General features: G+C 44.4%; 26 protein-coding genes. 8 read left to right on the forward strand and 18 right to left on the reverse strand.

Annotated elements, in window-relative coordinates; translation table 11 throughout:
- Positions 1 to 4 precede the first annotated feature (4 nt).
- From hemL to hemA, 8 genes are all read right to left on the reverse strand, one after another.
- Complete coding sequence (gene hemL / locus ABDK00_RS15005; protein ID WP_346236544.1) at positions 5 to 1294, reverse strand: glutamate-1-semialdehyde 2,1-aminomutase; 1290 nt, start codon at positions 1292 to 1294, stop codon at positions 5 to 7.
- Between the two features lie 87 nt (positions 1295 to 1381).
- Entirely contained in the window at positions 1382 to 1903 is a 522-nt protein-coding gene (locus ABDK00_RS15010; protein ID WP_346236543.1) for an STM3941 family protein, read from the reverse strand.
- A gap of 37 nt (positions 1904 to 1940) precedes the next feature.
- The gene (hemB, locus tag ABDK00_RS15015) at positions 1941 to 2927 is read right to left on the reverse strand and encodes a porphobilinogen synthase (protein ID WP_346236542.1); all 987 of its coding nucleotides are present in this window, start codon (positions 2925 to 2927) and stop codon (positions 1941 to 1943) included.
- A 39-nt stretch (positions 2928 to 2966) separates the two neighbouring features.
- A complete protein-coding gene (gene hemF, locus ABDK00_RS15020) occupies positions 2967 to 3938 on the reverse strand; it encodes an oxygen-dependent coproporphyrinogen oxidase (protein WP_346236541.1) in 972 nt (323 codons plus the stop codon).
- An 18-nt stretch (positions 3939 to 3956) separates the two neighbouring features.
- Positions 3957 to 4991 carry a uroporphyrinogen decarboxylase gene (gene hemE, locus ABDK00_RS15025; protein WP_346236540.1) on the reverse strand — a complete coding sequence of 345 codons (1035 nt, stop codon included), beginning with the start codon at positions 4989 to 4991 and terminating at the stop codon, positions 3957 to 3959.
- Positions 4988 to 5686, reverse strand: coding sequence for a uroporphyrinogen-III synthase (locus ABDK00_RS15030; protein WP_346236539.1), 699 nt, complete (start codon positions 5684 to 5686; stop codon positions 4988 to 4990). The genes hemE and ABDK00_RS15030 overlap by 4 nt, the downstream gene beginning before the upstream one ends.
- The gene (hemC, locus tag ABDK00_RS15035; protein ID WP_346236538.1) at positions 5676 to 6620 is read right to left on the reverse strand and encodes a hydroxymethylbilane synthase; all 945 of its coding nucleotides are present in this window, start codon (positions 6618 to 6620) and stop codon (positions 5676 to 5678) included. The genes ABDK00_RS15030 and hemC overlap by 11 nt, the downstream gene beginning before the upstream one ends.
- Complete coding sequence (gene hemA / locus ABDK00_RS15040; protein ID WP_346236537.1) at positions 6620 to 7861, reverse strand: glutamyl-tRNA reductase; 1242 nt, start codon at positions 7859 to 7861, stop codon at positions 6620 to 6622. Before hemA ends, hemC begins: the two co-directional genes overlap by 1 nt.
- Positions 7862 to 8115: 254 nt before the next feature.
- On the opposite strand from hemA, the gene hemH reads away from it, so the two are divergent.
- The 4 genes from hemH to ABDK00_RS15060 all read left to right on the forward strand — a co-directional run bounded on the left by hemH (position 8116) and on the right by ABDK00_RS15060 (position 11502).
- The gene (hemH, locus tag ABDK00_RS15045) at positions 8116 to 9147 is read left to right on the forward strand and encodes a ferrochelatase (protein ID WP_346236536.1); all 1032 of its coding nucleotides are present in this window, start codon (positions 8116 to 8118) and stop codon (positions 9145 to 9147) included.
- A gap of 127 nt (positions 9148 to 9274) precedes the next feature.
- Positions 9275 to 9631, forward strand: coding sequence for a four helix bundle protein (locus ABDK00_RS15050; protein WP_428400341.1), 357 nt, complete (start codon positions 9275 to 9277; stop codon positions 9629 to 9631).
- 72 nt (positions 9632 to 9703) lie between these two features.
- Positions 9704 to 10255 carry a CopD family protein gene (locus ABDK00_RS15055; protein WP_346236534.1) on the forward strand — a complete coding sequence of 184 codons (552 nt, stop codon included), beginning with the start codon at positions 9704 to 9706 and terminating at the stop codon, positions 10253 to 10255.
- A gap of 26 nt (positions 10256 to 10281) precedes the next feature.
- Positions 10282 to 11502 (forward strand): metallophosphoesterase family protein, encoded by a 1221-nt coding sequence (locus tag ABDK00_RS15060; RefSeq protein WP_346236532.1) that lies wholly within the window; start codon positions 10282 to 10284, stop codon positions 11500 to 11502.
- 57 nt (positions 11503 to 11559) lie between these two features.
- Here the strand turns inward: ABDK00_RS15060 and atpH are convergent, their stop codons facing one another.
- From atpH to ruvC, 5 genes are all read right to left on the reverse strand, one after another.
- Positions 11560 to 12123, reverse strand: coding sequence for an ATP synthase F1 subunit delta (atpH, locus tag ABDK00_RS15065; protein WP_346236530.1), 564 nt, complete (start codon positions 12121 to 12123; stop codon positions 11560 to 11562).
- Between the two features lie 71 nt (positions 12124 to 12194).
- Positions 12195 to 12689, reverse strand: a complete 495-nt coding sequence (gene atpF / locus ABDK00_RS15070) for a F0F1 ATP synthase subunit B (RefSeq protein WP_346236529.1) — start codon at positions 12687 to 12689, stop codon at positions 12195 to 12197.
- 187 nt (positions 12690 to 12876) lie between these two features.
- The gene (gene atpE / locus ABDK00_RS15075) at positions 12877 to 13128 is read right to left on the reverse strand and encodes an ATP synthase F0 subunit C (protein ID WP_346236528.1); all 252 of its coding nucleotides are present in this window, start codon (positions 13126 to 13128) and stop codon (positions 12877 to 12879) included.
- A 37-nt stretch (positions 13129 to 13165) separates the two neighbouring features.
- Positions 13166 to 14302: a F0F1 ATP synthase subunit A gene (gene atpB / locus ABDK00_RS15080; RefSeq protein WP_346236526.1), complete on the reverse strand. Its 1137-nt coding sequence runs from the start codon at positions 14300 to 14302 to the stop codon at positions 13166 to 13168.
- Positions 14303 to 15209: 907 nt separating this feature from the next.
- Positions 15210 to 15767 carry a crossover junction endodeoxyribonuclease RuvC gene (ruvC, locus tag ABDK00_RS15085; protein ID WP_346236525.1) on the reverse strand — a complete coding sequence of 186 codons (558 nt, stop codon included), beginning with the start codon at positions 15765 to 15767 and terminating at the stop codon, positions 15210 to 15212.
- A gap of 25 nt (positions 15768 to 15792) precedes the next feature.
- On the opposite strand from ruvC, the gene ABDK00_RS15090 reads away from it, so the two are divergent.
- Entirely contained in the window at positions 15793 to 16785 is a 993-nt protein-coding gene (locus ABDK00_RS15090) for a lysylphosphatidylglycerol synthase transmembrane domain-containing protein (protein ID WP_346236524.1), read from the forward strand.
- A 75-nt stretch (positions 16786 to 16860) separates the two neighbouring features.
- Positions 16861 to 17688 (forward strand): DUF3108 domain-containing protein, encoded by an 828-nt coding sequence (locus tag ABDK00_RS15095; RefSeq protein ID WP_346236523.1) that lies wholly within the window; start codon positions 16861 to 16863, stop codon positions 17686 to 17688.
- Positions 17689 to 17758: 70 nt separating this feature from the next.
- Here ABDK00_RS15095 and proS read toward each other — a convergent pair whose 3' ends face one another.
- Positions 17759 to 19237, reverse strand: a complete 1479-nt coding sequence (gene proS, locus ABDK00_RS15100; protein ID WP_346236522.1) for a proline--tRNA ligase — start codon at positions 19235 to 19237, stop codon at positions 17759 to 17761.
- Between the two features lie 435 nt (positions 19238 to 19672).
- On the opposite strand from proS, the gene ABDK00_RS15105 reads away from it, so the two are divergent.
- Positions 19673 to 20692 (forward strand): hypothetical protein, encoded by a 1020-nt coding sequence (locus tag ABDK00_RS15105; protein WP_346236521.1) that lies wholly within the window; start codon positions 19673 to 19675, stop codon positions 20690 to 20692.
- A 47-nt stretch (positions 20693 to 20739) separates the two neighbouring features.
- Positions 20740 to 22230 carry an aromatic hydrocarbon degradation protein gene (locus ABDK00_RS15110; RefSeq protein ID WP_346236520.1) on the forward strand — a complete coding sequence of 497 codons (1491 nt, stop codon included), beginning with the start codon at positions 20740 to 20742 and terminating at the stop codon, positions 22228 to 22230.
- 59 nt (positions 22231 to 22289) lie between these two features.
- On the opposite strand, the gene ABDK00_RS15115 is transcribed toward ABDK00_RS15110, so the two are convergent.
- The 4 genes from ABDK00_RS15115 to ABDK00_RS15130 all read right to left on the reverse strand — a co-directional run bounded on the left by ABDK00_RS15115 (position 22290) and on the right by ABDK00_RS15130 (position 24853).
- Positions 22290 to 22703 (reverse strand): OsmC family protein, encoded by a 414-nt coding sequence (locus ABDK00_RS15115; protein WP_346236519.1) that lies wholly within the window; start codon positions 22701 to 22703, stop codon positions 22290 to 22292.
- Positions 22704 to 22759: 56 nt separating this feature from the next.
- Complete coding sequence (locus ABDK00_RS15120; protein ID WP_346236517.1) at positions 22760 to 23554, reverse strand: segregation and condensation protein A; 795 nt, start codon at positions 23552 to 23554, stop codon at positions 22760 to 22762.
- A gap of 96 nt (positions 23555 to 23650) precedes the next feature.
- Positions 23651 to 24034, reverse strand: coding sequence for a large conductance mechanosensitive channel protein MscL (mscL, locus tag ABDK00_RS15125; protein ID WP_346236515.1), 384 nt, complete (start codon positions 24032 to 24034; stop codon positions 23651 to 23653).
- Positions 24035 to 24094: 60 nt separating this feature from the next.
- A complete protein-coding gene (locus ABDK00_RS15130) occupies positions 24095 to 24853 on the reverse strand; it encodes a PPK2 family polyphosphate kinase (protein ID WP_346236514.1) in 759 nt (252 codons plus the stop codon).
- Positions 24854 to 24861: the final 8 nt, after the last annotated feature.

Here is a 24861-nt window from a genome sequence, read left to right on the forward strand (position 1 = left end):
ACGCTTACACTTCCTTTAAACTCTCGGCCATCATCCCGATCGTCTTATCCAAATCTTCATAGGTTAGCGCATTGTTTAAAAACCAACTTTCGTAAGCCGATGGCGGCAGGTAAATGCCCCGCTTCAACATGGCATGGAAGCATTTTTTAAACCTTTCAATATCGCAGGCAGCGGCGCTGGCAAAATCGGTAACCGGCCGTTCGCTGAAATGCACGCTGATCATGCTTCCCAAGTGATTGATCGTGTAAGCCTGTCCCCATTCGTTTAACACTTTTTCAAGGCCCGCTTTCAGATACAGGGTTTTTTCATCCAGTTCTTTTAACAAAGACGGACGCTCCTTTAATGCTTTAAGAAGCGTATAGCCTGCAATCATAGCAATGGGATTACCGCTTAAAGTACCCGCCTGATAAACGTTTCCCAACGGCGCAATGCATTCCATGATCTCTCTTCTGCCTCCAAAAGCGCCCACCGGCATCCCGGCCCCGATTACTTTTCCATATGTAACCAGGTCGGCATTGACGCCCAGTTTTTCCTGCGCTCCACCCAATGCCAGGCGAAAGCCAGTCATCACTTCGTCAAAAATCAAAACCATATTTTCTTCATCACAAATATTTCGCAGGCCTTCCAGAAAGCCGGGTTGCGGCAAAATGCAGCCCATATTCCCAGCGACAGGTTCTACAATAATAGCAGCCACTTCACCTTTGTTTTCGGCCACCAACTGGCGAACTGCATCGAGGTCGTTATAGGCACAGGTGAGCGTATCATTGGCAATGGCAGCGGTTACGCCTGGTACCGTTTGAATATTAAACGTGGCAACGCCGCTGCCGGCTTTCACCAAAAAAGCGTCGGCATGCCCGTGATAACAACCTTCAAACTTTATAAATTTATTTCTACCGGTAAAGCCGCGCGCAAGACGTAAAGCGCTCATACAAGCTTCCGTTCCACTGCTTACCATCCTAATCAAATCGATATTGGGCGCCATCGACCTAATAAGCTCGGCCATTTCAATTTCAAGTTCGGTGGGCGCACCAAAAGATGTGGAATACCTGGCCCGGTCACAAATGGCGTCCACCACGGGCTCATAAGCATGCCCAAGTATCATTGGCCCCCAGGATGCGATATAATCGATGTATGGGTTATCGTCAGCATCATATAAATAAGCGCCTTTAGCCTTTTTAATAAATAGCGGCACACCGCCTACACTTTTAAAAGCCCGCACCGGCGAGTTGACGCCGCCCGGGATGGACTGTTGCGCTCTTTCAAATAATGTCTTGCTCGATTCGTAACTATACATAATACTTTCAATCTTTTAAAGAATAAGCGCCTTGCTTTTAATCAGGAAAGACAAGTCGAGCCCCTCCACCAAAATACCTGTTGCAACCTAACGGCTTTTTTCAAATTCATTCAGAATGGCGTCCAACAGTTTGTTATAATCGGCATTCAGCCTGCCCGCTGCAATATTAATCGGGGTTTTGAGCGAGGCATAATTCAACTCCAACATTTTTCTTTTGATCGGGCTCGGCTCGTTTGCGATAAAACGTTCGGGTTGTTTTAAAAACAAGGCAATAAACGGGTCGCCCGAAATTTGCAGCGGCCTGATTTCTGAAATATCCTTCCACGCGATTTTGGCAAAAGAGACATTCATGGAGTTATCACTGATTCCCTCGTCATCGATAATCAAACCTGCTTTTTTGGTAAACACTTTCTGCGCATTTAATGCGGCAGGAAAAATCAAGATGAATGTTCCGATATAGCCGATCACTTTTAAAAAACCGTTCTCGCTGCTTCTGGTGAGCAGGCTTGGCTTTACTGCCATGAGCGTAAACAGGATAAGCAGCAAAACAAAAAGCACCAACCGCTTGGTTGCTTTAGACTTATCAAGAGGAACGCGAACACGAGGCATAATTCAAATTTTAAATCGAAGGCTCAACAATTTATCTTTATAAGCCGGACAATATTTTAACAGCATCCTTTGCAAAATAAGTAGCAATCAGATCGGCGCCCGCTCTTCTGATCGAAGTAAGGCTTTCCAAAATAGCTTTTTCTTCATCGAGCCAGCCACGCGCTGCAGCCGCTTTGATCATCGCGTATTCGCCGCTTACATGATAGGCTGAAACCGGCACGGTGACTGCATTTTTGATCTCCCGAATGATATCGAGATAAGCCATAGCCGGCTTTACCATGACAATATCCGCACCTTGCGTTACATCCTGCAGGGTTTCATTAATCGCCTCAATGCGGTTGGCATAATTCATCTGATAAGTTTTCTTATCTCCAAAACCTGGAGCGCTGTCCAGCGCGTCTCTAAAGGGGCCATAAAAACAACTGGCATATTTGGCGCTATAACTCATGATACCCACATCACTAAATCCGCTTTCTTCCAACGCCTTTCTAAAAGCGCCGATACGTCCGTCCATCATATCGCTGGGCGCAATAAAATCTGCGCCGGCAGCGGCATGGGAAAGGCTCATTAGGGTCAGCGCTTCCACCGTTTCGTCATTCAAAATTGTGCCTTTATCTACTTCAACGATGCCATCATGGCCATATTGAGAATAGGGATCCAATGCTACGTCCGTCATTACGAGCATTTCCGGAACGGCGTTCTTAATCTCTTTTATGGCGCGCTGCATCAGGCCATCCGGGTTCCATGCTTCTTTGCCGGTATTATCTTTCAGCTGGTCATCGGCCTTCACAAAAAGCAACACCGCTTTCAATCCCATGCTCCAAAGATCCTTCACCTCTTTAATGGTTATGTCCAGGCTGTTTCGGTAATAACCTGGCATCGAAGCAATTTCTGTTTTTATATTTTCGCCTTCGCCAATAAACAACGGTACCATAAAATCATTTGGCGTTAACACTGTTTCCGCAACCAATGCGCGTACTGCTGCCGACCTGCGGGTAATTCTATTTCTTCGCTGTAAATACATATTGCATATTTTAAATCGCCGCCTTTTTATAGAGGGAACCTAACATCGGTTTACCCGAGCGGCCCAATCTTCTTCGGAAATACGATCTGTATCCACCCATTCTCTGGGGTGTAAACAAACCTGTAACAATTGATCCTCCTCACTTCCCGGTTCAGGGTGATAATTGTAATCGAACCTTACCGTCGCCGGCAAGCTCATCAAAATACTTTCGGTTCTTCCATTTGTTTTTAAACCAAAAATGGTTCCCCTGTCATGAACAAGGTTAAACTCTACATAGCGGCCTCTTCTTATTTCCTGCCAATATTTATGTTTCGCTTCAAAGTTGGTATTTTTTCTTTTGCTGACAATGGGAAGATACGCAGGCAGGAAAGCATTGCCACAAGCTTTACCAAAATCCATCCAAAAGGCGACATCTTTTTGCGCATCCGCTTTTTGGTGATCGTAGAAAATACCTCCGATACCCCGCCGTTCATTATGGCGATGGGTATTCACAAAATAATCATCGCAAACCTTTTTAAATGCAGGATAGAAATCCGGGCTAAAGTTGTCACAAACATTTTTATACGTCTGGTGAAAATGGCGGGCATCTTCCTCCATTAAATAGTAAGGCGTTAAATCGGTGCCGCCGCCAAACCAGCGATCCATCACTTTATGTTCTTCATCATATAATTCAAACATTCGGTAGTTGCAATGAACCGTTGGAACATAAGGATTGAATGGATGGATTACCAGGCTGATGCCGGCCGCAAACCATCGACTGCCGCCAATGCCCAGGGCTTTACGCATTGTTTCTGTTACGGGGCCATGTACAACAGAAGTGTTCACGCCACCTTTTTCAAAAACAGCGCCGTTTGCAATGACACGGGTCTTTCCGCCGCCTCCGCCCTCGCGCTCCCAGCGGTCTTCCACAAAAACAGCCGCACCGTCCTCCTGCTCCAACCCTTTACAAATATCGTCCTGCAACTGGTGGATGATAGACACCCATTTATCGCGTATTGAATCCTGTTCCATCTTAGTTTTTTCTTATTATCAACTATTTTTTACCGCCTCTACAAACGCCTTTGCATGATCAACCGGAACGTTGGGCAAAATACCATGCCCAAGATTGGCTATATGTTTGCCCGGCCCAAATGCTGAAAGCATTTGTTTTACTTCACTTTGTATCACTGGTATCGGCGACAATAGTTTGGCAGGATCAAAATTGCCTTGCAGCGTAATTTGGTCGCCTGCAAATTGGCGGGCCATCTTTGGCTCAATACACCAATCAATCCCTAATCCATGAGCGCCGGTTTCAGCCATTTCCTGTAGCGAACTCCACGCACCTTTAGCAAATACAATCGTGGGGACTTCCTCTTTAACCGCCTCAACGATCTGACGAATATAGCGGAGCGAAAAGGTTTCAAAATCTTTCTTGCCCAGCAATCCTCCCCAGCTGTCAAACACCTGCACCACATCTGCACCCGCAGCCACTTGACCCTTTAAATAGGCAATCGTCGTGTCTGTAATCATTTGTAATAAAGCATGCGCCAGTTCGGGATTTTGATAGCAAAAACCCTTCGCTTCGTCAAATGTTTTACTTCCCTTTCCCTGCACCATATAACAAAGCAGTGTCCACGGCGCGCCGGCAAAACCTATCAGCGGCACACGGTCGTTTAATTCCTGCTTGATCAGTTTGATCGCCTCAAACACATAATTTAAACGATCATGAACATCCGGCACCTGAATGCGCTTCAGATCACGCTCCTGCCTGATCGGCTCGGGCAACAGGGGTCCCAACTTTTCGATCAGCTGCACCTCCATGCCCATCGCCTGCGGCACCACCAAAATATCTGAAAAAAGAATGGCCGCATCCACACCCACAATATCGACGGGCTGCAATGTGATTTCACAAGCCAGTTCAGGCTGCTGACATCTTTCAAAAAAAGAATACTTCTCGCGCAACTTAATATATTCGGGCAAATACCGCCCGGCCTGCCGCATCATCCAAACCGGAGTGCGTTCGGTTGGTTCACCGAGTAAGGTTTTAACGATGAGGTCGTTCTTTATGGTTCTATCTCTGTTCATTTGTCTTTTATAGTTTCAATTACTTTATTCAACATGGCGGCACCACTGGCCGTTTCAGCGATAACAATATTTTCGGTGTGGGGCTTTAAAGCCGCTGCCGTTGTATTTCCCACCGCATAACTTGTTGTATTCGCATCAATTTTGTTGAGCTCGGTAAAACTTTCAACCGCACTGGGACTGAAGAAAAGAATACCGTCAAAAGCGCGGTCGATTTTATGAGGTTTGACTTCTGTATTATAGACGATGTGCTGATGTAGCACCACTTGCGTTCCGGCCAGCCTTTGCGGAATGGTATCCATCCGTTTATTACCACAAAAAAAATGTACTTCTTTCAAGGCCTGGCTTTGTAATTGCCCGGCAAGCGCGGCGCTGTCTTCGGCATCGGCTCTAATAACAGATTGCGGAAAGAGTTGGGCCACATGTTTCCTCGTCGCGCCAAACAAACAGAAGATATTCCAGCCGGGCTGTTGCGTTAAGACCGACGCCACGGCAGCTACAGCTTTGGAACTGGTAAAAATTGCGTTGATTGGGGCCGCTGCCAGCGCATTAATCTGACGAGCCAATGCTTCATTAATAGCAGTGTTTGATTCAATAAAAGGTATGCATGTGATGAGAATCCCATGAGCCCCGGCCTTTTCAATAATAGCGGGCTCTAAAACTTTTGTACTTAATATTTGAACGCGATTACTTTGCATTGTTAAACGCGCTGATGATTTTGTCACCTCCTTGTTCTAAAATCAGTTGGGCTGCGGAGGCGCCTGCCTGATCAATGTCGCGCAGCTCGAAATGCTGATTTACTTCTATTTTTTTACTGCCGTCGGGCGCTACTATATTTCCTTCGAAAACAATCCCGGCCTCACTTACCTGCGCCAAAGCGCTTATAGGCGTCGAACAACCACCCATCAAAGCACTTAGAAAATCTCTCTCAATTTTCACAGCAATAGCGGTATATGGGTCATTTAGCTTAGCACATATATCTCTTACTTCCGCATCGCTCTCGCGGGCCACCACCATGATGGCACCCTGCGCCGGGGCGGGCAGCATCCAGTCTAAATCTAAACTGTTGTCGGGCCTGACATTGATCCGCTCCAAGCCCGCCGCTGCAAAAATGGCCCCATGCCAACCGCTCTCCGCTACTTTTTTCAAGCGGGTATTCACATTTCCTCTTAAATTTTCTATCGTTGTTTGCGGATATCGATGCAGCCATTGCGCCTTGCGCCTAACGCTGCTGGTTGCAATGATAAGTGGAGCATGATGAGTGGTAAACGGAGTCGATAATTGATGTTCAATTGACTTTTTATCATTCACAACTAAAATATCCTTATGGTTGGCTCGTTTTAAAACTGCGGCCTGTGCTATTCCGGTAGGCAACTGAACCGGCACATCTTTCATGCTGTGAACGGCAATATCAATCTTTCCGCTCAACAAAGCGGCATCCAGGCTTCTGGTAAAAACGCCTTGTACGCCCATCGCATAAAGGGGCGTAACGAGGTCGATATCACCTTCGCTTTTAATAGCCACCAGCGTTGCTTCGTGGCCGTTTTCTTCAAGATTTTTTTTAACAAGATCGGCCTGCCATATAGCTAATTGGCTCTCTCTGGTACCTATTCGGATGGGATCTTTTCGCATCAGGACATTCGCAGGTAATCATTAATCAAATTAATAAACTGACAACCCTTATCATTTTTTGTTTTCAGGTTCACGGCAAGCTGCTTCACAGCTTTTTGTGCCTTCACCGTTTGTTGTTTTAAATCAGCGTCTCTCGCAAATTCGCATGGATGTAATTGCAGTTTGTCGATTTCCTGCAATTTACTTTTCCAGGTTTTTAAGTGCAGCGCATAGCGGTAATCTTTAAGCCATTGCCAGAATTCCTGCGTATAATATTCGATGATGGCTTCTGCTTTGGGCACTTCTGCGCGGCGCCTGGCCAGGGTTTTATCAAGAATGGTTGTAGAAATTTCATCTACATCTATCACCAGTTTGCCGTTCATCTCTTTTACGCCGGGATGAACGTTTACAGGGACAGACAAATCGAGGATCAGTTTATCATCAGTTTCGTTGAAGTGAGACGGCAATACGGTAGGCTCGTTGGCATTGGTGCAAACAATCACCACGTCCGATTCGCTGATCGCCTGGGCTTTATTTTTATACTCAGAAAAATGAATTCCGTTTGATTTTGATAAAGCCAGCGCGGTATCGTCCGTCCTGTTCATCACCGTCAACATCACGTCGGGAAAATAAGTAACAAGATTCTTGCATACATTCGACCCAAACTTGCCGGCACCGATGACGAGCATTTTCTTTGTAGAAAGATCGGGTATGGCCTGAAGCAATTCGATCGCCGCGAAAGAAACAGAAACGGTTCCATTGCTCAATGCTGTTTCCGTTTTAATTCGTTTGGACGCCTGAAAAACAAAGTTGAGCGTGCGGTCCATCACCGGGCCAATCACACCGTTGAGCTTTGCCAGGTCAACAGCTTTTTTAATCTGACCCAAAATTTCATAGTCGCCCAGAATTTGCGAATCAAGGCCTGACGCCACATTGAATAGATGTTGAAGCGCCGGATTGCCATTCTTCAGATAAGCATATTCAAAGAAAGTGTTTCTGTCGGCTTTGCATTGATCAAGCAAAAGATTGACCAACTGCATTACCGATTCTGCAAAACCATAAATCTCTGTGCGGTTACAGGTAGAAACCACAAAAACACTTTTCAAGTCGGCTGCTTTGGCAGCAATCGCCAAAGAAGCAAACTGTTCTTCATTAATTGAAAATAAACCGCGGGTTGCGGTATCAGCTTTATGATAGTTGATTCCTGCAACACAAAACCGATCGAGCACCTGTTTTGAAATATGAAAATCTTCGGCAGACATGTGAGTCCTGCAAATGTATAGAAGGCTGCGATCTTGAACGTCATTTTTTTGTCATGTACATCAAAAAAAAGTAGAAGATGATATCTATCAATTTTAAAAATAAGGAACTACATTTTGCTAACTTTGCAAAAATTTTCAGGCAGGGCCTTTCTTGTTTGTGTTATGATTTTTTAAGTGGATGCTACTTTCATCTTCTTTTCAATTTTTTGTAAAAAAGATAGCAGATCCTAAAGGCCCGTTTATATTTTTCGCTAATGAATAAAAAAGGAATTATTTTGATGAACCTCGGATCGCCGGATTCGACCAGCCGATCTGATGTTAAGGAGTATTTGGACGAGTTTTTGATGGATGAACGCGTAATCGACAAACCCTATTGGTTGCGTTTGTTGCTCGTAAAAGGTATCATTACGCCTTTCCGGGCCGCCAAATCGGCCGAAGCTTATAAGACGATCTGGTGGGAACAGGGATCGCCGCTGATTGTGCTAACCGAACGCTTGCAGCAGGCCCTTCAACAAAAAACAGATATGCCGATTGAAATTTCAATGCGTTACAGGAAGCCGCATCCGAAGACTGCTTATGATAACCTTTTGGCAAAAATTCCGGATCTTGAAGAAGTCATTTTAGTTCCGCTCTACCCTCATTATGCAATGAGCAGCTGGGAAACGGCGGTTGAGTACATGAAGGAGATCCATAAAAAACATAATTATAAGTTTGTATTAAAAACTGTTCCCCCTTTTTACAAGCACCCCGCCTATATCCATGCGCTGGCTGAAAGTATGCGCCCCTATTTGCAGGATGATTATGACCAGTTATTGTTTAGCTACCATGGTATACCCGAGCGACATGTTCTGAAAACCGACCCGACAAAGAGCCATTGCATGCAGGTGGAAAATTGTTGTTTTAAATCGAGCGCCTCCCATCCTACCTGTTACCGCCATCAGGTTACGATCACCAGCGAACTGGTTGCAAAAAAGCTGGGTTTAAAAAAAGATCAATGGGCGCAGGCCTATCAAAGCCGCCTCGGGCGCGATCCCTGGCTACTGCCCAGCACGCAGGAGCGTTTGCCTAATCTTCCCAAAGAAGGCATTAAAAAAATAAAAGTGGTGTGCCCTTCGTTTGTGAGCGACTGTCTTGAAACTTTAGAAGAAATTGAGGAGCGGGGCAAGGAAGACTTTTTATCAAATGGCGGTGAAAAGTATGACTATGTTCCCTGCATGAACGTGCAGGAGGCGTGGGTGGAAGCGTTGATGGAATTGATCCGAGATGCGGAAGAGGTTGAGAGGTGAAAGGGAAGAGGCAATTGGCAAAAGTGAAAGGTGAATCGTGAATCGTGAAAGGGCCATAAATCAAGAGTCCATAGAAATTGTGATAAAACAACGGCTCTTTTTAAGTACTTTTAGCCAAATCGTTGCTATGTTCCTGGAGTTGAATCATCAAAAATTAGAAGTTTATAAGGCTTCTAAAAACCTTTTGGTAGAATGCTACAAGCTTTCGCACAGGTTACCCGATTATGAAAAATTCGGGATGGCTTCTCAAATCCGCCGCGTCGCGTTATCTAATCTGCTCAATATTGCCGAGGGAGCGTCAAGAAAATCTGAAACGGAAAGAAAAAGATTTTTTGAAATCGCGAGAGGATCTGTTATAGAAATCGACGCCGCTCTTGAAGCCGCAGAAGCGCTGGACTATTTAAAAGCCTATTCGTTAGGAAAATTAGAAATTTATCTGCAAAGCTCATTCAGATTAATATCCGGGCTAATTAAATCAAGATAATTTTTATTTTTAACATTCACCAATAACTATTGCCTATTCACACTTAGCTTTTCATTATTGCACACGCTCTTTATGTCCTATTTTTACCTTAAAGCCATCCATATCATTTTCGTTGTTACCTGGTTCGCCGGCTTGTTTTATATGCCACGATTGCTGATCTATAATGTGGAAGCCAACGATAAAGAAAAAGATGCGAAAGAGGTGTTGCAGGCACAGTTCGCCGTCATGATGAAACGCTTATGGTATGGTATCACCTGGCCTTCGGCCCTACTTACCTTAGTGTTTGGCCTCACCGTTTTGATCAGCGGCAACTGGGTGTCCACTATTTTTAAAAAAGAAGGCTTATGGCTATTGCTTAAACTGATACTGGTTTTATTTTTATACGGATACCATTGCTACACCCACATCATTTTCAAACAACAACTGAAGGGAAAGTTTACATTAACTTCACAACAATTGAGAATGTGGAATGAAGTAGCTACCCTATTTTTGATCAGCATCGTAATGCTGGTAGTTGTAAAGCAAGGTATAAGCCTGATATGGGGAATTGCAGGCACTCTTTTGCTGGTTATCCTTTTAATGCTTGCTATCAGGATTTACAAACGCATTCGAAATAATAATTAATCGCTCTAAACTTTTAAATCTCAACTATGTCAATTAATCGTCGCGATTTTTTGGATCATGTTTCCAAAGCCGGGCTTTTGGGCGCTTTGGGCATCGGCCATGGTTTTCCGCTTATTGATGATGTAAACGATGTGGCAGCCCGTGCAGCAGACGGACACATTTTTCTATCGAAGCCCTATTTGCAGGCGCCTTCATCCAACAGCATGCATATTTTTTGGATCACTAACAAGCTTTGTTATAGCTGGGTAGAATATGGCGAAGGCAATCAGCTCAACCAAAAAGCCCACGAAGTTGCTGATGGTTTGGTAAGCGCTTATAACAGGGTCAACAATGTGAAGTTAACCAACCTGAAACCCAACACCGAATATAGCTATCGCGTGGTTTCCAAAGAGATAAAAGAGTTTTTGCCCTATAAACTTACTTACGGAGAAACGATCACAGGCGACGTCAACACCTTTAAAACAGTCGACCCTGAAGCGAAAGAAGTAAGCTGGCTGGTGATGAATGACATTCACGACAGGCCTCATTCTTTCTCGCAATTAATGAAACTAAACGGAGCGGCGCCCTACGACTACGTATTCTTGAATGGTGACATGTTCGATTATCAAACCGACGAAAAGCAACTCATCGACCATTTGATAACGCCTTGTACGGATACATTTGCGAGCAACACGCCCTTTCTTTTTGTCAGAGGCAATCACGAAACGAGGGGCAAATTTCGTCGCGCCCTGGCAGATTATTTTACATCTCCTTCAGGGGATTATTATTACAGTTATCAATGGGGCCCCGTCTATAATATCGTAATAGATACGGGCGAAGACAAACCCGACGACGCGCCTGTGTATGCCGGAATCGTCGATTTTGATTCGTACCGCAGAGAGCAGGCTGCCTGGTTTGAACAAATCGCACAAACCACCGCGTTTAAGAAGGCGCCGTTTCGGGTGGTGATGATGCATATCCCTCATTTCTATTCGGGCGACTGGCACGGCACCATGCACTGCCGGGAACTTTTTGCACCGCTTTTTGATAAATATAAAGTGGATATGGTATTATGCGGGCATACCCATAAATATGGCGTTTTCGCTCCTGAAAAAGGCGCCCACAACTATCCGATTATCATCGGCGGCGGCCCGCAGGAAGGCAGGCGGACACTTATAAAAGTTAAAGCTACTCAACAAGAGCTTAGCCTGAAAATGATAAAAGACGATGGTACAGAAGTGGGAAGTTATGTGGTAAAAAGACAATAAACTACACAAAAAAACCTCAGCGATTGCCGAGGTTTTTCTTTATAAGATTTATAAAGCTTATCTCACTTTATAAATAAAATCATTGTTTTTAAATTGCTTGGCTACTTCGCGTAGATCGTAAGCGATGCTGGCATCTACCATTCTATCGCCCATTTCTAAGACAAAGCCGCCAATAATATTCGGATCCACTTTTTCTTCAAGCTCTACCTTTTCAACGCCGGCCGCCTTTTTAACCTGTGCAATAATACTTTGCTTTACGGCATCGCTGATGGCAACCGCGGTGGTTAGTTTTACGGTATTGATGTTATTGTGCTTTTTGTAAAGTACAACAAACTCGTTCAGCATTTCAGGCAAATGGCTTTCGCGGCTTTTACTAATCAGCAAACGAATAAAGCCTGAAGTGATTTCGCCTACATGATCTTTCGCAACCGCTTCTACGATCTTTTGCTTTTTATCGGCTTTGATGATCGGACTGCGCAACAGATTCACAAACTCGCTGCTGCTTTTGCAAACGGCCTGCAACCACTGCACGTCGGCAAAAACTTTATCTAATTGAGATTTTTCAACCGCAATGTCGAGTAAAGCTTTGGCGTATCTGTATGCTAAACGGGGATTAAGCATTTGTATATTTCGATTTGAAACTTATGATTTGAAAATTACTTCCTGTTCACTATCAGCCGCCGGGCTGTTGATTAATTCAGTTTGATGCTGTCAACAAGCCCATTGATATGCGCTTCCTGCTTATTGGGGCTGCTCAGTTCTTGCTTCAGCACTTTTTCGCTTACTTCAATGACCAGCTTGCCCACTTCATTTTTCACTTCCGTTAAAGCAGCCATTTTTTGAGCATTGATGGCCTGCTGGGCATCAGCGATAATTTTAGAAGCTTCTGTTTTAGCCTGCTCCTTCGCTTCGTTGATCATTCTGTCTTTTGTTTCACGGGCATCTTTCAGCAAAGCAGCGCGCTCTTCGCGGGCCTTGGCCAGCAAGGCTTCGTTTTCGCTTTGCAACGCTGCCATTTCAGCTTTTACCTTTTCGGCAGAAGCGATAGCGCCAGCAATGTTTTGCTCACGTTCGTTTAATGATTTAAGAATCGGCTTCCACGCAAATTTTCTTAATATCAAAAGCAAAATCACAAAAGCGAGAAGCGCCCATGCAAAAAAACCAAAGTCGGGAATGAGTAAATCCATTTTATTATATTGATAGTTGATAGTTCTTAGTCAATATAACCATTGACTTTAACTAAATTGTTGATCGAATATTCCACCAATCAAGTGTGCGACGCAAGGTTGTTGATAGTAGCACAAAAGTTGACCAGATAAAAATACTGCACCCGCCGCCCTTTGCTTAAGGTGCAATAATTTTTTTGAAGAGCTATTACTTCAGTACAGCCAATAAGCCGGCGATTACCGCAAAAAGGGCAACACCCTCGATAAAGGCTGCAGTTAAGATCATAGCGCCACGAATGTCGTTAGCTGCTTCTGGTTGACGAGCGATACCTTCAGTAGCGCCTTTACCGATTTGGCCAATACCCAAACCAGCGCCAATTGCTGCTAAACCAGCACCTAAAGCTCCACCTACGTGAGACCAGCTACCGGTTACTTCCAACAAAGTGTTTAATAAATCCATGATTGTGATTTTTTATATAATTAAAAATAAAAACGAATTAATGATGCGGAAGCACGTCCTCTTCATAATGATGATCACCGATAGCCCCGCCTATAAAAACGGCCGTCAGCACGGTAAATATATAAGCCTGAATAAATGCTACCAGGATCTCGATAACGTAGATAAACAAAACAAACGCAATAGACACAGGACTAAAAGCCCATCCGGCGGTGGTGCTCATTTCTCCGAAGATAAAGATGAGGCTCACAAAGCTTAAAATCACGATGTGGCCCGCTGTCATGTTGGCGAACAAACGCACAATCAGCGCGAAAGGCTTCGTGAATACACCGAGCAATTCAACGGGTATCATCAATATTTTAACCGGCAAGGGTACGCCCGGGAACCAGAAAATATGCTCCCAATAATGCTTATTGGTGCTAAACAAAATAACGATCAGGGAAATAATACCCATCACAGCGGTGAAGGCTATATTGCCGGTTACGTTGGCCGCGCCCGGTAACAAGCCGAATAAATTGTTGATTAAAATAAAGAAGAAAACTGTAAGCAAATAAGGAAGGTATTTTTTGTACTTCGGCCCCAGGTTGGGCTTTGCGATGTCATCGCGAACAAAAGTGATCACCACTTCCACCGCATTTTGAAAACCTGAAGGAGCAGTGGTAACCCCTTTGCCTTTCATATATCGTTTGGCAAGCGACCCCAGAATCAGCGCCAACACAATCATCGCCAGTAACATCTGTGCCACATTCTTCGTAATTGAAAAATCGTAAACTTTAACCGACTCGTCGATATTTCCGTTTGCATCTACGGCTACCACTTTATCATGCTCCAGTTTATAACCGTTATATGCCTCATGACCATGATGGAATTTAGACGACATGAAAGCAGAAAAACCTCTTTGAGGAGCATATACTAAAATCGGCAAAGGCAAAGTGGCGTGAACCTCGGTGCCGTCGCTTTTCTTAAAGTTAAAAAAATGAAATTCGTGCGAATCGGCAATATGGTGCAGAATGGCCTCACCCGGGTTAAAACCGGCTGCTTCTTCCGCTTCGTGACCGGAAGCTGCATGCGCGGCCGGAGCCTCGCCGTGCTGCGCAAAACCAGAAAAGCCCGCAAACGTCAAAAACAGGCTGAAAGCCACTACTATAAAGGATTTGAAGCCGTTAGAACCCATCATTCGCTGAAATTTGGCGCAAAGATAAGGAGAGTAACCCAAATTTATTAGTTTCGGCAGCCCGAAAGTTAGCAGCTGTTAATAAAATCATCATTTACCCGGGTCTTAGATCCCCTCATTCATTTTCTTTATTTTTTCGAGTTCAATTACATCGATTTGACCTTTTGGGCGACCCACTGCTTTTTTATTTGAAATTAAATCGTCGATACTTTAAAAAGGCACCTTAACACCTCTAAAATCTGCAAGTTTCGCACGGCTAAGGCAGGTATTAAAACTTACATCCTCTAAACCTTTCATCGAAGTCATAATATCCAGCACTAACCTTTTAGCAATGTAAAATTGTGTCTAGCCCGGTACAAACGGCATTGTTTCTATCGATGGATATCTCCATAACCGAGTTCTCTAAAAGCATTCCGCAGTTTTTGCCGATTTCAGAGGTCATCCATCAGCCAAAGGTCAGCGGCTGCGGTTGCCCTGATAAATCCTTGTAGGTTAACCGCAAAACCGCCAACCATATGTAGGATGAATGATTTTTATTTAAAAAATCCCAAAATTCGATCAATTCGTCATCAAGAAACGCCCTGTAACAAATATGTTATTCTATGATTCTGGCATTTGAAAACATTTTGCCAATGCGTATCATGCGACAAAGAGTCTGTAATCGCTCCAGATCCGTCTTTTGAAGGCGCATTTTTAAATTGTAGGCATCTGCCTCCTCTTGAGAAGAAAAGGTTTTATAAAATATATCTGGCTCTTGCGCTATCGAAGGGTATTCATCATTACGATATTTCTTATTGTCCGTCATTCACCGGCAAACTACTAATTTTTTGGTGGCGACTTTTTGAAATTTTCAGGCAACTTTAATCGCCTTTATAGCCTACAAAATCAGAAATAAATTCCTGATTAATCTTCACTTCACCCGCTGCGGATTCTTTTTTATAAAATCGTCCCACCCCTTAAAGCTCCCCGAGGTAGGCACCGGCGACAAAAGCTGGTAATGGTGGCAGATGGCAACGGCGAGCGCATCGGTCGCATCAAAATAATCGGGCAACTCTTTCAATTTCAGGGTTTGCTGCAGCATTTTCCATACCTGCTCCTTGCTGGCATTACCGTTGCCGGTCACCGCCTGCTTCACTTTTTTAGGCGAATACTCAGTAATTGGCAAATTGTAATGCATCGCCGCAGCAATCGCCACGCCCTGGGCCCGCCCCAGCTTGAGCATGCTCTGCACATTTTTTCCAAAAAACGGGGCTTCGATCGCAAATTCTGTCGGCTTATATAATTGAATCAATTCATTGACGCGTTGATACACCAAACTCAGTCGCTCATAATTGCTTTTCCGGCTTGGCAGTTTGAGGCCCTGCATTTCCAGCAATTGTATTTTTCGCTGATCGCAGACAATGACACCATAGCCCATAATGATCGTTCCGGGGTCAATACCTAATATTATTTTAGAAGATTGTTGCAAACAGATACTATTTTTACGCCTCCACGTGAAGGTGAACAAAAATATTAAGATATTTATCAATTATTTTCTCGGGCCGCTTTTGTTTGCCTGGTTGGCCTGGTCGATTTACAGGCAAATAAGCAGGCAGCCCGGGCTTGAAGAAGCCCTTTCCGAAATCAAAGCTTCGCTGGCCAGCGCCAATGTATTTTTCCTGATTGCGACGATTGTTTTAATGCTGGTAAACTGGAGTCTCGAAGCCTATAAGTGGATGCTCGCCGTAAAACGTGTGCAGCAAATCAGCTTTGCGCGGGCATTTAAAGCTATCTTTTCCGGCATTTCTTTTTCGATCAGCACGCCCAATTCCATCGGGGAATATGTAGGCCGTGTATTATATATGGAAGAAGGTAATCGTATCAAAGCCGTTTCCTTAACTATCGTAGCAAACATGAGCCAGTTGATCATCACTTTTGCGATGGGCACGCTGGCTTTGTTTTTTTTAAAAGAGCAGCTTATCGCCTCTGAAATGGTTAGCCTTGCATTTGCCAACGCTTTTTTATGGTTTTCGGGTACTATTGTTGTTATATTGTTATTATTTTATTTCAGGTTACCCTGGTTGATAAAAATTATTGATAAATTGCCGCAAATCAGCAGGTTCTCCTGGGCAATTGAAGCCGTTGAGCATATAAGTGCAACGTTACTGATCAAATTTTTGTCATTATCAGTAGTCAGGTTCCTGGTTTTTAGCCTGCAATATTATTTGTTGTTTGAGCTGTTTGAGGTAGATGTTAATATATTGCAGAGTTGGATGGGAATGAGTGTCATGTTTTTGGTGATGGCAATTATCCCCACCATTGCTTTATTTACTGATTTAGGATTAAAAAACGAATTGAGCATCCAGCTCATGGGTTTGTTTACCACCAATCATTTGGGTGTCAGCCTGGCTTCGTTAACAATCTGGATCATTAACCTGGTATTTCCGGCTTTGATAGGCAGCCTGCTGATATTGGGAATTAAAAATATCCTGAAAAAACAAAAATAGGCATCATCCGTGCCGGCTAAATTTTCGTTTCTTTTACTAAAGCAGCGAAGTAATAAATTAAAACAGATAGATGATATGAAAGCACTTAGATTGTCCATATTAGCACTTTTTTCGATTGCCGCGATGGCTGGCGCAAAACAGCCTGAAACGCAATCTACCACCATCGCTCCCAACTGCGGTATCAACAATACCGCGTTTAAAGCCGGGGAAAAAGTTGAATTTGTAGTATATTATACAGCTGCAAAACTCATCAACGTGACCGCCGGCGCGGGCTCTTTTACAACGACCCTTGAGAAGCTGAATGGCAAATCAGTTTACCATGTTGTCGGAGAAGGCCACACGCTTCCTTCGTATGAATGGGCCTATAAGGCGAAAGACACCTATGAAACTTTTATGGATGTGGAAACGCTTCAGCCTTTAAAATTCGTCCGGAACATCAATGAAGGCGGCTATAAAAAATATCAAAACGTGAGCTTTAATAAATCGGCTAACACCGCCATCAGCAGCGAGGGCGTATTTAAAATCCCTGCTTGTGCACACGACGTCGTGAGTGCGGTTTTTTATGCCAGAAACATCGACTTTAACAGGTTAAAACCCGGCGTAGACCGCGTGCCTTTCACTGTTTTTTTAGATAATGAAACACATCCGATGCAGATCAGGTATCTCGGTAAAGAAACGATCAGCACGAAATACGGAAAATTTAAAACCGTCAAAATAAAACCTTCAACCATTAAAGGAACGATTTTTAAAGATGATGACCAGATGACCGTTTGGGTAACGGATGATGCCAACCATGTTCCGGTTCGCATTGAAAGCCCGATTATCGTTGGTAAGGTGCGCATTGACATGACCAATTTCCAAAACCTGCGCAACCCCATGAGCGCGCTGGTGAAAAAATATTAATCATCACAATAATAAAAAAAGCCGGGAGCGTTTTATAACACTTCCGGCTTTTTCGTACAAAAGGCTTTTATCAATAAGCTCTGGCGAACAAAACTCTTCTTTTAGAAGGTTTGCCGCTCAAAATGCAAACGCCATCTTCCAGTCCCATATCATCGATCGGGATGCACCGGATGGTGGCTTTGGTTTGTTCTTTTATCTCATTTTCGGTTTCGGCTGTCCCGTCCCAATGCGCCAATACAAACCCGCCTTTTTCGTCCAAAAGTTTTACAAACGCTTCCCAGGTATCGGCTTTGGTAATATGTTCGTCGCGATATGCTTTGGCCTTTTTAAACATATTGTGCTGAATATCCAGCAAAAGTCCGTCAATATACTGCGAGATGCCGTCGGCATGTATCGTTTCTTTGGTCCGCGTATCTCTGCGCGCCACTTCTATTTGTTGATTCGCGAGGTCGCGGGCGCCCAGGGTCACTCTCACGGGCACGCCTTTCATCTCATATTCGGCGAATTTCCAACCGGGGCGGGCATTATCATTATCGTCATATTTTGCCCGGATGCCCATCTTTTTAAGATTCGACATGATTTCTTCAGCTTTTTCGTCGATCAGGGCTTTCTGCTCCTCTCCTTTGAAGATGGGCACAATCACCACTTGCAGCGGCGCAATTTTCGGCGGCAACACCAACCCCTCGTCATCACTGTGGGCCATCACCAAGGCGCCTACCAAACGGGTGCTTACGCCCCAACTGGTGGCCCAAACATATTCCTGTTGATTGTCTTTATTGAGGAATTTAACGTCGAAGGCTTTCGCAAAATTCTGCCCAAGAAAATGAGAAGTGCCGGCCTGCAAGGCTTTGCCGTCCTGCATAAGCGCTTCAATACAATAAGTTTCAATGGCGCCGGCGAAGCGTTCGCTTTCCGATTTAACGCCTTTTAAAACCGGAACGGCCATAAATTCTTCAGCGAAGGTGGCATAAACGTCAAGCATTTTTTTGGCCTCCAGTTCCGCTTCCTCCTGCGTGGCATGGGCAGTATGGCCTTCTTGCCATAAGAATTCTGCCGTGCGGAGAAATAACCGGGTCCGCATTTCCCAACGCACCACATTTGCCCACTGGTTTACCAGAATAGGCAAATCGCGGTAGGACTGAATCCAATCTTTATAAGTATTCCAGATGATGGTTTCACTGGTGGGGCGAACAATAAGCTCCTCTTCCAATTTTGCCTCCGGGTCTACCACCACGCCGTTCCCGTCGGGGTCATTTTTCAGGCGGTAATGCGTTACCACCGCACATTCTTTCGCAAACCCCTCTACATGGGCGGCTTCTTTACTCAGAAAGCTTTTAGGTATGAAAAGCGGGAAATAAGCGTTCAGATGGCCTGTGTCTTTAAACATCTTATCCAGGGCGTCGCGCATATTTTCCCAAAGCGTAAAACCATAAGGCTTGATCACCATACAGCCTCTCACCGCCGAATAATCGGCCAGTCCGCCTTTTAAAACCAGGTCATTGTACCACTGCGAATAGTCCTGCTCCCGTGGCGTAATTTCTTTGCTCATAATATATAAATCTTCAATTTAGGTACAACCAGGAGGACAGTTATTTCGTATATTAATGTAGCTGTAGCCCTTCCATTTAGTTGCCAACCTTTTTTAACAAAAAATGTTGTGAATTAACAGCAAAGTTTGCATCCTTTTATCACAATTCTACGTCACAACCTTAAAGGATTATGCCTTATTTTTACAAATTGCTGTTTTAAGGAGAGCAAATGTAAATTTTAAAGCCCAATTAAGGATAATATTTTAACAGATACGAAAGCAAGTGGAATGAAAGATTGAACGCTGATAAAACGATTACCATAGATTTGCTCATTCCTACGACACGATTGGTAATATTTTTAAATATAAAAGAATGAAACAACGCATATGATTTCTAACAACAATAAACGACATGCGCTGTTCGATCTTACCCCATAAAAACAAAAAAATAAACGGATGAAAATAAAATTTACAACCCTAATGTTCCTTTTTGGCTTCGTGCTGGTTTTGGCCAGTTGTTCGTCTGCCTACAGGACGGGACAAACCCCCGACGATGTGTACAGTTCGCCCGCTCCTACGGAAGAGGAATATGCCAAAATAAGGAAGACTGATGAGCAGCGTTATCGTAGTTATGATGACGATGAAGCGTATGAAGACTATGATGACCGCTACCTGCGGATGAAAGTGCGCAACCGCGATCGATGGAGCGCGCTTGACGACTGGTATTATTACGGCGACAGATACAATTTCAGCTATTATAATAACTGGGCTTATTGGAACGACCCCTGGTATTGGAATAATCCGTGGAGCCCTGTAAGTTATTGGAATATGTGGTACAATCCGTGGTACAACGGCTTTTACGGACCCGGATGGGGCTGGGGTGGCATGTATGGCGGCTGGTATGGCGGCGGCTTTGGTTGGGGATGGAACAGCCCTTGGTATGCCGGCTGGGGTGGCTGGTATGGCGGCGGCTGGGGCTGGGGCGGCTGGTACGATCCCTGGTATAATGGCTGGTACGGTCCCGGTTGGGGCTGGGGCGGCTGGTATGGCGGTGGCGTCGTTGTAGGACGAAGGGTGGATTATGGGCCACGCACGACCAACCTGGGCTCTTACAATCGCGGTAATATTAATATGGGAAGCGGAAGAAATACGACCGCCGGATACAGAAACAATTCGGGGGTAACCTATCGCAGCACCTACGGTGTGCGCAATGGAGGAAGTGTCAATACAAATGCGGGCAACTCCGGCTATAGCAGTTCTCGCAGCTCCGGCCGTTACTCTAATAGCGGAAGTTATAGCAGAACCTATCGCTCCAATGATACCTACCGCAGAAGCGATACTTATTCTCAGCCGCGCACAGAAAGCAGATCCACCTATTCGCCCCCGGCTTCTTCTCCTTCGAGCAGTGGCGGATCTTATGGCGGCGGCGGCGGAAGTAGCCGCGGCGGTGGAGGCAGCAGCGGCAGAAGGTTTTAAGCGAATCCGCTGTGCTATTTAACTTGTACATTTTTTAAACTTTATAAATGAAAAAAATATTTTTGGCTGCATCGTTGATCGCTGCATGTGGATCGGTTCTGGCCCAAACGCCTGAAGATGCCTTAAGATACTCCTGGCTGCAAGCTTCGGGAACAGCACGTTCTCAGGCGATTGGTAATGCCAACGGCGCTATCGGCGGAGAAATATCAACTATTTTTTCCAACCCTGCCAATATTGGCTTTTATAAAACAGGCGATTTTGTGATTACGGGGGGCGGCAACTTCTTCAATAACGATGCCTCTTATCTGGGCGTAAACACCACAGACAAAAAAGGAAGCGGCTTCCTAGGAACCACCGGCTTTGTATTGGGTAAGCCAAATTACGGCCGCGGCTCGTTGAAAAGCTCTGCTTTTGGAATTGCGATTAATCGTGTTGCTGATTTTAATAACCGGGTAACTTACACTAACAAGGGCGGACAACTCAGCAGAACTTCAATGGCAGATTATTTTATTGAAGATATCGTAGCGAACAACGGATTGAACGACTACGGTTCAGGCTTGGCTATGGATGCTGGTTGGATCAGCGATGACGGAACCGGCGAGCTTTCTTCTTCGGCTGTTGACCTGGCCATTGCAAGTGGGCTCGAGCAAAAACAAGTGATCACCACCAACGGCGGCATTACAGAATTTGCCATCGCTGGCGCTGCCAACCTCAACGAAAAAGTGTTTTTAGGCGGATCGATCGGCATGCCGATATTAAGATACGGCGCCAGCAGGCAATATACCGAACAGGATCCCGGCACTACCGACAACGGGTTTGATGCCGCCTGGTTCGACGACGATTTAGTGACCAAAGGCGTGGGTATTAATCTAAAAGCCGGTGTCGTTTTTAAAGCAACAGATAATTTGCGGCTTGGGTTTGCCGCCCACTCTCCGACCTTTTATTCTATGAGCGACAGCTATGTGGCTTCTGCGGGCGCTAATCTTGACGATTTTGATGAGACGGTTTCAAGCAACGAATTAGTATATGATTATAATCTCAATACGCCTTACAAGTTAATGGGTAGCTTTTCGCTTCTATTTGGCAATGTAAACGATGTCACCACTCAAAAAGGCTTTGTTTCCGGCGATGTGGAATATGTAAATTATATGGCTTCTCAGTTTAGAACAACCGCAAATGACCAGGGCGCTAACAACGGATATTTCCGCGGACTGAATAGCGCTATTGACAATGCTTATAAAGGTGCGGTAAATGCACGCCTCGGCGCCGAACTGAAATTTAATACGTTAGCAGTACGCTTTGGCGGCGCTTATTATGGCAATCCTTATAAAGACATTGCAGGTGAAAAAGGAGAAATGATTCAGGGTACAGGCGGTTTGGGTTACCGCAACAAAGGCTTCTTTATTGACCTGGGTTATGTACACAGTTTCGGCAAAGATGTGATTTACCCTTATCGCTTAACTTCAGCTGATTTTTATCCGGCAAATATTAAAAGCAATAATTCCAGAATTCTGCTGACGCTTGGTTTCAAGATTTAAGCAATCAAACTTTCATATATTGAAAAGTCCCCGAAAATCTACGGGGACTTTTTTTTTCTTTATGCCAACTGAGCGGTTGAGCTGATGTTCGTATTCAGCAACTTACTGATCGGGCAATTTTCCTCCGCATTTTTGACTGCCTCCTGAAATTTTGCATCATCAATGCCGGGCACAGTCGCCGTCACGTCCAAATGGCTGCTCACCACTGCTCCGTCCTGAAAATCAACGGTACATTTTGTGTCGATATTATCGGCCGTAAAACCAGCTTCGTTCAATACAAAGCTCAACTTCATTGTAAAACAACCCGCATGGGCCGCCGCAATCAATTCTTCCGGGTTTGTGCCGGGGTTTCCCTCTTCGAAACGGGTGTTAAAAGCATAGGGAACTTTATCCAATACACCAGACTGAGTGGTATTCGTGCCTTTTCCTTCTTTACCCGAACCTTGCCAATTGGCAGATGCAAAACGCTTCATTTTTTATAATTTTTTAGGTTTAGAAATCAGAGCTATAGCTGCAATAACTGTTCCTATTAATCAAACGACGACACGTCGCTTACTTCTATTTCAGGATCTCTGTCTTCGGGCTCCACAAATTCCAGCAAGAAGTTATTTTTTCCTTCGCCGGTCATGATTTTTAGAAAATTCTGCTGCACCAGTTCAAGCACGGAAAGAAACATAAATATGGCCTGAACGCGGTTTTCTGCAATCTCAAAAAGCTTTTCGAAGGAAATGTTTTTTTCCTTCTGAGCCATTTCGATCACTTGGCTCCTGCTCGTTTCCATCGTGTAGCTGTAGCGGACCACCGTATGCACAGGCTTGTTCACGCGGTCGCTATACTTTTGCATGGCTTTCTCAAAGGCCTTCATCAATTTAAAAAGCGAAAGCGCTTGAATTTCGGTTCCCTCGCCCGCTTCTGCTCCTACCGCCGACAATTCCTGTTGAATATTGCCGCGTTTGATCATCAGCATGCGCAGCGCTTCCTTCTCTGCCATCAGCGCCGCTGCTTCCTTGAACTTTTTGTATTCAAGGATTTTGCTTACCAGTTCCTCGCGAGGATCGATCTCATTTCCCTGCGCATCTATTTCTTTTCTCGGGATAAGCATTTTTGCCTTGATGCGCATCAATGTTGAAACAAATAAAATAAACTCGCTCGACAATTCAATATTCAATGCTTCCTGATTATGGATGTAATCCAGGAAATCGTTGGTGATTTGCGTAATGGGAATGTTATAAATATCCAGCTCATCGCGTTCGATAAAGAATAACAAAAGATCGAAAGGCCCTTCGAATTGCGAAAGTTTTATCTGATAAGTTGAGTTTGTCAAATTCCTATTTTTATGCTCAATAAATAAAGTCCTGCGTGCCGAAGCACCAGGACTTACAAACGTACACTATTTTACAGAAGAGCGGAGGAAAAGATATTAAGGCTTTGTCCTCAACTCATCCCTGATTTCCATCAATAATTTATCGGTAGACGAAGGTCCGGCGGGTGCGGCAGCTTCCTCTTTTCTCTTCATGCTATTAAGCGCCTTTACAATTAAAAACAAAGCAAAAGCGATGATAATAAACGAAATCACCTGGGACAGAAAATTACCATATTTAATGGCAGTGCCTGGAATGACAAGCTCGTTGAGGTTTTTCAGATTAGCCTTTTCGAGCGCAGGCGTTAAAATGGCTGGGGTAATAATGTCTTCTACCAGAGAGGTTACAATTTTACCAAATGCGCCGCCGATTACTACGGCGATGGCCAGATCAACGACATTTCCTTTTACTGCAAACTCTTTAAATTCTTTTAAGAATCCCATAATTGACGTTTTTAATGTTTAAAATGATTATAAAGGAATAATAATGCCAGCATTTGCTTTTTATACGGCGTTGGTTTGAGGTAATGAAGGATACTCCATTTTTAATTGTTTAAGACTGTCGAATACCTTTTTCGCTATCACGTATTCTTTATACCAGTTTTGATCTGAGGGCACAATGGTCCATTCGGGCTGATTGCAATGTTCAAAGCATTCCTGATAATATCGATAATACTTTTCTCTTAGTGCGGCTTCCACAAAATCCTTCTGATTATATTTCCACATCTTAGCCGGATTGGTCATTCGTTCCTGCAATCTTTCCCGTTGCTCCTCTGCTGAAACATGCAAGTAAAATTTCAGGATAACCGTATTGTTATGGCGTTGCAAAAGATTTTCAAAATGATTGATTGCAGCAAAACGTTCTTGCGCCAATTCGTCGCTACACCAGCCGTGCACCCGCGTCACCAGCACATCCTCATAATGGGATCGGTTAAAAATCTGAATATCACCCTTCCGGGGTACATTTTTATGAATACGCCATAAAAAATCATGCGCAGCTTCTTCTTCGGTGGGCACCTTAAAGGAGGCCACCCGCACTCCCTGGGGATTGAGCCTGCCAAACACTTTTCTAATAACGCCGTCTTTGCCGCTGGCATCCATTCCCTGCAAAATCACCAGCAACGCGTGTTTGCCTTCCGCGTACAATAAATTTTGCAGCTCGGCCAAATCCTTCAACATCTCCTTCGTTTGCTCCTTGCAATCCTCCTTATGTAGATGCTCCGGGGCTTTGGAATCAATATTTGAAAGATTAAATTGCGGCATATTGGATT

The sequence above is a fragment of the Niabella insulisoli genome (genome assembly GCF_039652435.2).
Taxonomy (GTDB): domain Bacteria; phylum Bacteroidota; class Bacteroidia; order Chitinophagales; family Chitinophagaceae; genus Niabella; species Niabella insulamsoli.